This window comes from Kitasatospora sp. NPDC059146, assembly GCF_042786665.1.
Taxonomy (GTDB): Bacteria; Actinomycetota; Actinomycetes; order Streptomycetales; family Streptomycetaceae; genus Kitasatospora.
The window spans coordinates 1-11,394 of record NZ_JBHZCY010000028.1; the positions used below are offsets into that span (position 1 = coordinate 1).

General features: G+C 75.5%; 10 protein-coding genes. 6 read left to right on the plus strand and 4 right to left on the minus strand.

The annotated features are described in order from the left end of the window. Positions 1-96 precede the first annotated feature (96 nt). On the minus strand, positions 97-1,197 hold the full coding sequence (locus ACFXPX_RS15080; protein ID WP_380532032.1) for an MBL fold metallo-hydrolase: 1,101 nt from the start codon (positions 1,195-1,197) through the stop codon (positions 97-99). Positions 1,198-1,243: 46 nt separating this feature from the next. After that, a complete protein-coding gene (gene bla / locus ACFXPX_RS15085; RefSeq protein WP_380587447.1) occupies positions 1,244-2,206 on the minus strand; it encodes a class A beta-lactamase in 963 nt (320 codons plus the stop codon). Positions 2,207-2,349: 143 nt separating this feature from the next. Here bla and ACFXPX_RS15090 point away from each other — a divergent pair, with 143 nt between their 5' ends. Both ACFXPX_RS15090 and ACFXPX_RS15095 read left to right on the plus strand, forming a co-directional pair. After that, positions 2,350-3,297, plus strand: a complete 948-nt coding sequence (locus ACFXPX_RS15090; protein ID WP_375895017.1) for a LysR family transcriptional regulator — start codon at positions 2,350-2,352, stop codon at positions 3,295-3,297. 101 nt (positions 3,298-3,398) lie between these two features. Next, entirely contained in the window at positions 3,399-4,262 is an 864-nt protein-coding gene (locus ACFXPX_RS15095) for a serine hydrolase (protein WP_380532035.1), read from the plus strand. 63 nt (positions 4,263-4,325) lie between these two features. Here ACFXPX_RS15095 and ACFXPX_RS15100 read toward each other — a convergent pair whose 3' ends face one another. After that, positions 4,326-5,417, minus strand: a complete 1,092-nt coding sequence (locus ACFXPX_RS15100; protein ID WP_375895020.1) for a DUF5937 family protein — start codon at positions 5,415-5,417, stop codon at positions 4,326-4,328. A gap of 92 nt (positions 5,418-5,509) precedes the next feature. Here ACFXPX_RS15100 and ACFXPX_RS15105 point away from each other — a divergent pair, with 92 nt between their 5' ends. The 4 genes from ACFXPX_RS15105 (at position 5,510) to ACFXPX_RS15120 (ending at position 10,800) form a co-directional block, all read left to right on the plus strand. Further along, entirely contained in the window at positions 5,510-5,740 is a 231-nt protein-coding gene (locus tag ACFXPX_RS15105) for a hypothetical protein (protein WP_375895023.1), read from the plus strand. 103 nt (positions 5,741-5,843) lie between these two features. Beyond that, positions 5,844-7,595, plus strand: a complete 1,752-nt coding sequence (locus ACFXPX_RS15110) for an FAD-dependent monooxygenase (protein ID WP_380641458.1) — start codon at positions 5,844-5,846, stop codon at positions 7,593-7,595. Between the two features lie 118 nt (positions 7,596-7,713). Continuing rightward, positions 7,714-9,105: a hypothetical protein gene (locus ACFXPX_RS15115; RefSeq protein ID WP_380641460.1), complete on the plus strand. Its 1,392-nt coding sequence runs from the start codon at positions 7,714-7,716 to the stop codon at positions 9,103-9,105. A gap of 105 nt (positions 9,106-9,210) precedes the next feature. Further along, positions 9,211-10,800: a purple acid phosphatase family protein gene (locus ACFXPX_RS15120; RefSeq protein WP_380641462.1), complete on the plus strand. Its 1,590-nt coding sequence runs from the start codon at positions 9,211-9,213 to the stop codon at positions 10,798-10,800. A 103-nt stretch (positions 10,801-10,903) separates the two neighbouring features. On the opposite strand, the gene ACFXPX_RS15125 is transcribed toward ACFXPX_RS15120, so the two are convergent. Then, positions 10,904-11,296 (minus strand): hypothetical protein, encoded by a 393-nt coding sequence (locus ACFXPX_RS15125; protein WP_380532014.1) that lies wholly within the window; start codon positions 11,294-11,296, stop codon positions 10,904-10,906. Positions 11,297-11,394: the final 98 nt, after the last annotated feature.

Here is an 11,394-nt window from a genome sequence, read left to right on the forward strand (position 1 = left end):
GTACGTCCAGTACGAGGCCGACTCGGGCGCACGCCCAGCCGGGCGCCCAACGCCGCGCGCTGATCTGCCAAGATCCGCCGGACAGGCCCTAGCCGGCTAACAACAGCCGTGGGCCACCGCCGCCCCGACGACCCCCTCCGCCGTCCCGGCCGCCTCCGCCGCCCCGACGGCCTCCTCCTTCTCGGCGATGCGGCCGCGCAGCATCGCGTCCATGACCGCCATGTACCGCTGGGTGCGGGGGCCGCCGAGCAGGAAGGGGTTGGCGGCCCCGGGCGGCTGGTGCCGCAGCTGCTCGGCCCGTTCCAGGCCGTGGTCGTTCGGGTGGTTGGAGAGCTCGACCTCCACGTTCGCCCGGCGCATGACGGCCCGGAAGGAGTGGACGGAGGCGAGGAAGGTGCGCAGCTCGGCGACCGTCGAGGGCGGCTTGAGACCGCCCCACAGCATCGCGCTGTGGTGCCGGCGCCCCGCCCGGACCGGGATGACCGGGGAGACGGTGCCGGGGGTGTGGCCCGGGGTGTGGTGCAGTTCGATCGTCGTGCCGCCGAGGGTGAGCTGCGCGCCGTCCGCGATGTCGAGGTCGCGGGCGGGGGCGTCGGCAGGGCGGGTGCGGGCCAGGAGGTCCCAGTCGGCCGCGGACATGTGCACCCGGGCGCCGTAGCGGTCGGCGAGGGTCTGCGCGCCGCCGAAGTGGTCCGGGTGGCCGTGGGTCACGACGATGTGCCGGATCGCCGTCGGGTCGGCGCCGACGGCCCGCAGCCCGGGGACGATGAGATCCTCGGCGTCGGCGGGCGAGGTGAGCGCGTCGATCAGCACGATGCCGTCGTCCGTCAGCACCGCCATCGCCGAGACCCAGCCCGCGCTCAGCAGCACGAGGTTGTCGAACAGTCTGACGGGCGGGGGCGCGGGCAGCTGGGGGAGGGCGGAGCCGGGTGTCAGCGCCGTCACCAGGGCCCGCAGCACGGGGTCGTCACCGGCCAGGCGGCGCGCCCGCTCGTCGTGCGCGCAGGCGGCGGACGGCGCCTTCGCCGCAGGGCGCGGGCCGGACGGTGCCTTCGCCGACGTTCCGGTGGCGGCCGAGGCCGGGCCCGGCAGGGCGGCCGGCGCGGCCCCGGCGGCGATACCGAGGACGGCGAGCTGGGCGAGCCGGCGCCGGGTGTAGTCGGCCTCCGTCGCGGCGCGGCGGGTGGGGCGGATCATCGCGGTCGGGCTCCTGGTCGGTCGGGAAGGGACGTTCCTGCGCACGTCAGCCGAGGGTGTTGACGACGGTCTTCGTCGCCTCGGCGAGCAGGGCGTCGTCGGACTTGGCGCCCGCCTTGCCGCGGTCGGACAGGACGACGATCACGATCGGGGCGCGCCCGCCCGACGGCCACGCCACCGCGGCGTCGTTGCGGGTGCCGTAGCCCGCGTTGCCGGTCTTGTCGCCGATCCGCCAGTCGGCGGGCACCCCCGCGCGGACGTACGGGCCGCCGGTCGTGTTGCCGACCAGCCAGTCCGTCAGCAGAGCGCGCCGGTCCTGCGGGAGGAGGTCGCCGAGCACGTAACGGCGCAGGTCGCCGGCGAACACCCGCGGCGTGCTGGTGTCGCGGGTGTCGCCCGGGGTGGCCTCGTTCAGGGTGGGCTCGGTGCGGTCGACGCTGGTGGTCGAGTCGCCCAGGTCCCGCAGGGACTTCTGGACGGCCGCCGGGCCGCCGAGTTCGGCGACGACCAGGTTGGCCGCCGTGTTGTCGCTGTACTGGATGGAGGCGGAGGCCAGGTCCCGCAGCTTCATGCCGGTGGCCACGTGCTGCGAGGTGACCGGCGCCCACTCCAGCACGTCCTCCTGACGGTAGGACACGACCTTGTCCAGGTCCGCGTCGGACGCCGTCCGCAGCAGCGCCCCGGCGGCCAGCGACTTGATCGTGGACGCGTACGCGAACCGCTCGTCGGCCCGGTGGGCGACCTCCCGGCCGCTGCCGGTGTCCACCGCGAACACGCCGAGCCGGGCGCCGAAGCGCTGCTCCAGCGCCGCGAAGGAGGCCTCCGCCGCATCGGCCGGGGCCGCCCCGGCCACCGGTACCGCCGTCACGGCGGAGGCCGCCGTACCGGAGGCCGTCGAGGCGCCGCCCGCCCCGCCGCACCCGCCGACCAGCGCGGCCACCAGCAGGGCCGCGGCGGGCAGCGCGACGCGGGGACGGTGGCGGCGGGGGCGGTGGAGGTCGGACGTCATCAGTGGTCTCCCAGGTGGTTCGTACCGTCACGGTCACGCCGATGCGGTCGCGCCGTCGCGCTCAGCCAACCAGGCCGCCGACCCTCCAGTCCAAGACCGCAATCGTGAAGGAGGCGATAAGAAAACACCTATGATGGCTGGCCATGGACCTGCTGGGGCACCTCCGCCACTTTCGCGCCGTCGCCGAGGAACGGCACTTCGGCCGCGCCGCCGAGCGCCTGCGGATCGCCCAGCCCTCGCTCTCCCAGCGGATCCAGCGCCTCGAACGCGAACTCGGCGTCACCCTCTTCGACCGCGGCCCGCGCGGCGTCGACCTCACCCCGGCGGGCCGGCTGCTGCTCGCCGAGGCCGAGGAGACCCTGGACAGCGCCGCCCGCCTCCTGGCCACCGCCGCCGACCTGCGCAGCGGACGGGCCGGCACCCTGCGCGCGGCCGTCCCGCCCGACCTCGGGCCGGCCACCCTCGCCGCGCTGCTCACCGGCTTCGAGGCCGCCTCCCCGGGCACCCGGCTCGAACTGCGCGAGGTGCCCGTCACGGCCGTGGTGCGCGAACTCGCCCAGCACACCGTCGACGTCGCCGTCGTGCGCCACCCCTGCCCGGCCGACGGACTGGCCTTCGGCCCCGTCCTGCACCAGCCGCTCGGCGTCCTGCTCGCCGACCGCAGCCCGTACGCCGACCGCCCGGAGCTCGCGGTGGCCGACCTCACCGGCCTGCGCCTGGTGCTCTTCCCGCGCGCCACCGCCCCGGCCCTGTACGACGAGGTGCTCACCACCCTGACCAGGCACGGCTGCACCCCCGAGGCCGTCGTCGACCCGCCGGGGCCCGACGTCGCGGGCGCGCTCGTGCTCACCGGCAGCGCCATCGCCCTGGTGCCGCGCACCGCGCCGCCACCGGGTACAGTCTGGCGTCCGCTCACCGGCACCCCGCTGGCCTGGCGGACCTCCACGGCCTGGCCGGCCGGGCGGGGCGGGCCCGCCGTCCGCCTGTTCGCCCACACCGCCCACGAGGCGCTGACCGGACCGGGCGGCCTGCTGCCCCCACCGCCCCACCGCCCGCTCTACCCCCGGCCCGCAATGGAGTTCCCGCTGTGACCAGCGACCGCACCGGAGCCGAGCGCCCGACCGCCGACCGTACGGCCGCCGTCGGATCAGCCGCCGACCGGACCCCGCACAGCCGCGCCGCGCGCACCCGCATCACCGCCGCCTTCGCCGACGCCGGCGTCACCGGCCGGCTGCACGCACGCGACCTCGACACCGGCGCCGAGATCGGCCTCGGCGCCGACACCGCCGTCAGCACCGCCAGCGTCCACAAGCTCTGCCTCCTCGTGACGCTCTACCGCGAGGCCGCCGCCGGACGGATCGACCTCACCCGACAGGTCGAGATCCCCGCCACCGGCCGCACCCCCGGCGGCACCGGCCTCGCCGCCATGCTCGACCCCGCCCGCCTCTCCCTGCGCGACCTCGCCTACCTCACCGCCGCCGTCAGCGACAACACCGCCGCCGACACCCTGTGGGACGAGATCGGCCTCGACGCCGTCAACCGCACCATGGCCGACCTCGGCCTCACCCGCACCGTCGCCGTCCACACACTCCGCGACCTCAGCGCCGCCCTCGCCGAGGACACCGGCCCGGACTCCCCGGTCGACCCCGCCGTCGTCGCCCGCCTCAGAGTCCTCGACCCCGCCTTCACCAACCACAGCACCCCCCGCGACATGACCACCCTGCTCGCCGCCCTCTGGCACGGCGACGCCTGCCCCGGCGACCACGGCGCCGCCCTGCGCCGCCTCCTCGGCCTCCAGGTCTGGCCGCACCGCCTGGCCTCCGGCTTCCCCTACGACGACGTCCGCGTCCACGGCAAGACCGGCACCCTCCCCACGCTGCGCCACGAGGTCGGCGTCGTCGAGTACCCCGACGGCGGCCGCTACGCCCTCGCCGTCTTCACCCGCGCCGCGGCCACCACCATCACCCTGCCCGCCGCCGACGCCGCCATCGGCACCGCCGCCCGCCTCGCCGTCGACGCCCTCCGGGCCCGCGCGGCCACGGGCCCGACGGGCTGACAGCCCGCGCGCGTTCGATCCGCGCACTCTGCGCGTACCGCCGAGCAGTTCGCCGGGCGGGCCTCAGCGCAGCACCGACTCCAGGAAGTCGCTGCCGATCCGGGCCACGACGGAGATGTCGAGCTGGTGCAGGACGTAGCGGCCCCGGCGCCGGGTGACGAGGAGCCCGGCCTTGCGCAGGACGGCGAGGTGGCGGGAGATCTCGGGGGCGGTGAGCCCGTACGCGTCGGCCAGCTCGTTCGTCGAGTACGCGGCGCGCGCCAGGTTGCGGCACAGGTTCATCCGCATCGGGTGGGTCAGCGCGTCCAGGCGCAGCTTGACCGTCTCCACGGGCTCGGCGCCGCCGATCTCGTGGGCCGCGGCCGGGTACTGGATCACCGGCTGCCAGCCCGGCCCGTACAGGGTGAACAGGTGCGGCCAGCCGAAGACGCTGGGCAGCAGGGTGACGGCGGTGTCGCGGGCGTCGGTGCGCCCGTGCACGAGTTTGTCGACGACGATGCGGCTGCCGTGCTCGTCCTCCTCCAGGCTCAGCGCCGGCGACGCCGCCGTGAGGGCCTCCGCCAGGCCCTTGCGGCGCAGCAGGTCGGTCTTCTGCTGGGCGTCGGCGGTGAGCTGGACGCGGACCCGGCGCCAGGTGTCGGCGAAGAACGCCCGGTCGCAGTCCTCCAGGAGGCGCCGGATCCACGCCCGGGTCCCGGTGGGGTCGTTGAGCATCCGTTCGACGAACGCCGCCTGGTGCGGGCCGCGGGCCGCCGCCAGGTCGAGCGAGCGGCGCCGCGACCACGCGTCGGTCAGGGGCGAGGGCAGCCCCTTGGGGTAGTGGTTGGTGCTGCAGGAGATCTCCAGGGCCGCCCCGACGAACCTCTCGTCCGGCATCCGGTCGAGGTCGTCCAGCTCCTCGGCGAGGGTCTGCCGGGGGCAGGCGGGGATCAGGAAGTCGGAGCGCGTGGAGCGCCACATGAAGTCGGCCTCCAGCATCCGGCCGGCCAGTTCCGGTTCGAGCGTGCCGGAGGTCGCCGTCGTCCACGCGTGCAGCCGGGGGTGGTGGGCGGGCTCGGCGAGCGCGTGCAGCGCGTTGCCGAGCTCGGCCAGCGGCGAGGGGTGGAAGGCGATCCGCTCGTGCGGCAGTCCGGTGATGTCGATGGTCACGCTCACCCCACCATGGTGCCCGGCCCGCTGACCACGTCATTTGACGGGGGTCGTCAATCGGCGGGACCGGCGGGGCGGCCGGGGTGCACGGTGGGCGCATGAACGCACTGCACCAGCACCTCCTGGACAGCTACCGAGCCGCCCAGCACGCCGAACCGGCCCCGCCCGCCCCCGGCACCCACGACCTCGCGGTGCTCCGGGCGGCCCGTGACCACCGCCGTTTCGAAGCGGTCGTCGCCGGCCGCCCCACCCCCGGCCGGCTGCGCTTCGCCGTCCGCCGCTGGCTGAGCGCCCAGGGCCGGCGGGCCGGGGCCGAGACCAGGTGCTGAGACCGGTGCCGGGGCCGCGGCGCGGTCGCCGTCACCCGCCCGGCCCGCCACCCTGGGAGGTGGACCGGGGGGACGCACCGGGGACGCAGCCGGGAGGTTTCCAGTGGACGTACTCGTCGTGGGCGCCGGACCGGTCGGCCTGACCGCCGCCGTGGAACTGCGCAGGCGGGGGATCGGCTGCCGGCTCGTCGAACGGCTGCCGCAGCGGCTGCCGTTCGCGAAGGCGGTCGGTGTCCAGCCGCGCACGCTGGAGATCTGGGACCGGATGGGACTGGTGCGCGCCGCGCTCGACGCCGCCGTCCCGATGCGCGGGCAACTGCGCTACGTGAACGGCACCGAGCAGCCGAGGACCGACCTGGCGCTGCCGCCCGAGGTGCCGTACGGCTTCGCGGCGCTGCCCCAGTACGAGACCGAGCGGATCCTGGAGGAGCACCTGATCCGCCTCGGGGGCCGGATCGAGCGCCGCAGCGAACTGGTGTCGTTCACCCAGGACGACGACGGCGTCACCAGCCGCCTGGTCACCGCGGCGGGGCAGGAGGAGGTCCGCTCCCGGTACCTGATCGGCTGCGACGGTGCGCACAGTACCGTCCGCAAGGGGCTCGGGCTCGGCTTCCGGGGCGGGGCGTTCCCGGAGGAGTACATGCTCGCCGACGTCGAGGTCGACTGGGACCTGCCGCCCGGCTACGGCGTGCGCGCCCTGCACCGGGGTGAGGACGGCCGCGTCGACGACCTGCTGGTCTGCATCCCGCTGCCCGGCCGGGGCCGCTACCGGATGTCGATGCTGGTGCCACCCGAGCTGTCGGCCGCACCGGCCGCACCGGCCGCACCGGCCGAATCGGCCGCTTCAGCCGCGCCTGCCGTCCCGGCCGCTTCAGCCGCGCCTGCCGTCCCGGCCGAATCAGCCGCGCCTGCCGCTTCCGGCGTCGCGCACGGCCTGGAGGGCGGCCGGGGCCCGGCGCTGTCCGACGTCCAGACGGCCCTGGACCGGCTCTCGCCGCGGCCGGCCACCGCCTCGGCCCTGCGCTGGTCCTCGGTCTTCCGGATCAGCCACCGGCTGGTGGACCGGTACGGGGACGGCCGGGTCCTGGTCGCCGGGGACGCCGCGCACATCCACCCGCCCACCGGCGCGCAGGGCATGAACACCGGCATCCAGGACGCCTACAACCTCGCCTGGAAGCTCGCCCTCACGATCGGCGGCACCGCCCGCCCGGGCCTCCTGGCGAGCTACGACGCCGAGCGCCGCCCGGTCGGCGAGGAGGTGGTCGGCCGCACCGTCCGGCACGCCGCCGAAGGCGTCCAGGCCGACCCGGAGGACCCGGCGACCCTGCTGCTGCGCGAGGCCCAACTGCTCGTCGGCTACCGCGACAGCCCGATCGTCGGCCCCCCGGACGCCGACGGCGCCGACGGCGACAGCGGTGCCGGGCCCGCCCCCCGCCCCGGCGACCGGGCCCCCGACTGCACCGGCCTGACCGGCGAGATCGCCACCTACCCGCAGCGCCTGTACGACGTGCTGCGGGGCGGCGAACACGTGCTGCTGCTGTACGGCACCGACCGGGAGTCGACCGGAGGATTCGACGAACTCTCCTCCCTCGCAACCGAACTGACTGGTCATCAGCTCACCTCCTACGTGATCCTCGCCGACGGCGCACGGCCGCCCGCCGGCGGGACGCGGCTCCCGGTGTACCGCGACACCCGCGGCGAGTTCGCCCGCGCCTACGCCACCCAGGCGGGCCCGACGGCGTTCGTCGTCCGCCCGGACGGCTACCTGGGCACCCGCCTGTACCCGCCCACGGCCGAGGGCCTGACCGCCCACCTGGCCCGTGTCTTCCGCACCCCCCGCCCGGAAGGGCGCTGATCCCGGCTGGTCCCAGCGGTCCCGGTGTGCCCCGGTGTGCCTCCTCGCTTGGCCCGTGTCGCGGGGCGTTCGTACGATCTGGCCCTTCCCCCCGAGCACGGCAGGACCAGGACATCCCATGACGCATCCCCTCACCTCGCTGCGGGCGGCGCTGGGCCTGTCGCAGCCCGAGTACGCCCGCCTCGTCGCCCGCACCCACGACGAGCTCGGCCTGGGGCGGATGGCCGCCCGCCGGGAGAAGGTGTCCCGCTGGGAGTCGGGGCGGATCGCCCCCGAGTTCACCGCGCAGCTGGCGATGGCGCACCTGCACGGCGTGGCGGCCTGGGAGGTCCGCCGTCTGGGCTGGCCGTTCTGGGCGCACCTCGCCACCCGGGACGCGGCCCTGCTGGAACAGCCCCACACCGACGAGGGCGCCGTGACCGTCCTGGCCGGTACGGCGCTGCCGCCCGAGGAGACCCCGGCCCGGGCGCCGGCACCGGTCCTGAGCGGCGCGGCACTGACGGGCCAGCTGCGCGGTGCGCTGGAGCGCCTGCGCCTGACCCGGGTGGAGGCGGCGCCGGGGGCGGACCTCGGGGCGCTGACCGGCCGTGTCGCGGGGATCGAGGCGCGCACCGGCGCCCTGGAGGGCCACGAGAACGCCACCGGGCTGTCGCCCGCCGTCCTGTACGCGGCGGCGCACGCCGAGCACCGCCTGGTCGTCTCCCTGCTCACCCGCGCCGGGCACCCCGGCGCACCGGCGTCGGACCCGTCGTCGGCACACCTGTCGTCGGTACACCCGTCGGTGCGGCGCCTGTTCGCGCTGGCCGCCCGCACGTCCCTGCTCTGCGGGTGGTTCAGCCTCGCCCTCGGCGAGGACGCGCGGGCCGAGCGGCACGGCCTCGCCGCGGTCCGGGCCGCCGCCGCGGCCGGTGAGCCGGCACTCGCCGCGCGGGCCATGTCGCAGCTGACCCTCCACCAGCTGGTCGCCGGTGCGGCGGAGGGCGCCGTCACCCTCATCCGCGCCGCCCGCGCCGCCGGCCCCCGCAGCCCGGCGGCGGAGGCGACGCTGCACTGCTTCGACGCCACCGCGACGGCCCAACTCGGCCACGCGAGCGCGGCCGAGGCCGCACTGGACCACGCCGGGCAGTGCATGGCGGACGCGCCCGCCGACCCCTCGCTCGACCCCGGCATCCACCAGCGCCTGTCGATCACCCGGGGCGGCGTGCTGTGGTACCTGGGCAGACCCCGCGGGGCCGCACCGTACTTCCGGGCCTTCGCCGACACCCTGCTCCTGCCGCAGGACACCGCCCACCACCCGCACACCGCGCTGTTCCTGCTGTACGCGGTCGACACCCACCTGGCCCTCGGGGAACTCGACGTCGCCGCCGCACTGGCGCACCGCGCCCTCGACCTCACCGGCGTGCTTGCGCCGGGCCTGGCCCGTGGCTACCGCGACAAGCTCACCGTCCACCGGCACGAGCCCCTCATCGCCCACGCCCTCGACCACCTGAACGACAGCGCCGCGTCCTGAGCCCGCGTCCTGAGCCCGCGCCCTGGGCCCGCGCCCGCCCTGGGCCTGACTCCGGTGTCGTCCGTCCTCTTGTCAGATGTTAGGGAAGTTTCCTAACTTGATGTCATGTCCGAGACACCACGGCACCCCCGGTACTCCCGGCGCTCCCTCCTACGCGTCGGCGCGGCGGGCGGAGCGGCCTTCACCGGCGGCCTCCTGCTGCCCGGCGCCGCCCGGGCCGCCGCCCCGCACCCCCCCGTCCTCGACACCCCCGTCCTCGACACCCCCACCCCCGGCAGCCCCACCCTGCCGTCGCCCCGCGGCGAGCGCACCGCCGGGTCCGCGCTGCGGCCCTTCGGCCGGCACCTCGCCTACGGGGCCGACCCGTCCCGCCAGGTCGTCGTCTCCTGGCAGGTGCCGGACGCGGTGACCGCCCCCTTCGTCCGGATCGGCCTGCAGCCCGGCGACCTCGGCGCGCCGGTCCCCGCCGAGGTCCGCACCCTGGTCAGCAAACTCGCCTGGCAGCACCCGGTCGAGGACCAGCCGCTGGTCAAACCCACCACCGTCACCCAGTACTACCTGCACGCGCGGGTGGACCAGCTGGTCCCGGACACCACCTACTACTACGCCGTCGGCCACCAGGGCCACGATCCGGCCGGCCGGCTCGGCGACGTGGCGAGCTTCCGCACCGCACCCGCCCCCGGACGCGGCGCCGGCTTCACCTTCACGGCCTTCGGCGACCAGGGCATCGGCTACAACGCCGCCGCCACCGCCCACCTGATCGCCGGCCTCGACCCCGCCTTCCACCTCCACATGGGCGACCTCTCGTACGCCAACAGCGGCGGCAGCGGCAAGACCGACGACGCGTACGACGCCCGCCTGTGGGACTCCTTCTTCGTGCAGAACGACCCCGTCGCCGCCCGGACCCCGTGGATGGTGGCGGTCGGCAACCACGAGATGGAGCCCTGGTACGGCGGCGACGGCTACGGCGGCGTCCGCGCCCGGTTCACGATGCCCGACAACGCCTGGGACCAGTCGACGGGCATCTACTCCTGGCGCTACCAGAACGTCGGCCTGATCAGCCTCGACGGCAACGACGTCTGCTTCAACACCCCCGCCAACCTCGACCACACCAAGGGCCGGCAGAAGAAGTGGCTGGAGGCCCGGCTCGCCGCCCTGCGCGCCGACCCCGGCATCGACTTCATCGTCGTCTACCTGCACCAGTGCACGTACTCCACCTGCCACGACAACGGGGCCGAACTCGGCGCGCAGCAGGACTGGGCCCCGCTGTTCGACAAGTACCAGGTGGACCTGGTGCTCAGCGGCCACAACCACGTCTACGAGCGGACCGACCCGATCCGCGCGGGCAAGGCCACCCGCAAGGCCGCCTCCGGCGACACCGTCAACCCGGTGAAGGACGGCACCACCTACGTCGTCGCGGGCGGCGGTGGCGGCGGGCTCTACAAGTTCCCGGCCTCCGACACCTACCTCGGGCACGAGACCAGGAACGACGCCCCGGTCCCGATGGTGGTCTCCGACCGGAGCGGCCACGAGCAGACCGTCAAGGTCACCTGGTCCAGGGTCCGTTACACCGGCTACTGCCTGGTGGCGGTCGACGTGACGCCCGCCGTGGGCGGCGCGCCGGCCCGGATGGAGGTGCGGTCCGTCACCGAGGACGGCACGGCCGTGGACCGCGTCACCGTGCAGCGCGGCTGAACCCGGGCCGGCGCCGCGCGGAAAGCCGAGGAGCGGCCCGCCCCTTCCGTGGGCGGACCGCTCCGGTGTCACCGGGGCGACGGCTGTCACCCGGGCGACGCCGTCACAGGCCGACCTGCGACGAGCAGCGACGGAAGGGGACCGGGGGGAACCAGCCGACGGAGTCGTTGCCGCAGACGTAGACGCTGGTGAGACGGGTGTGGTACTTGATCGCGCTGGCCTGGTTCTTCGCCAGCTGGAACTCGTGGACCTCGCCGGAGGCGGTCTTCACGAAGGCGCTGGCCCCGTTGAAGCGGGTGCCGGTGGACATCCAGACCCAGCCGTCCGAGCAGTTGTCCACCTGGACCTCGACGTCGTAGAAACGCAGCGGCCGGGTGCAGCCCGCGGTGGCGGCGGTGCCCGCCGAGGCCGGAGTGGCCGCGACGGCGGTCAGCGCGGACACGGCGAGGCCGAGGACGGCGACCGTCTTGGGCAGCTTGCCCGACAGAGACTTCATGGGGTGGCTCCAAGCATTCGATGAGCGTTTCCGAGCATGCGATCCGAGCTGTCCGCTCGGGCCGTGCCCCCACTGTTCTCGGAGCGGCGCACCCGTGG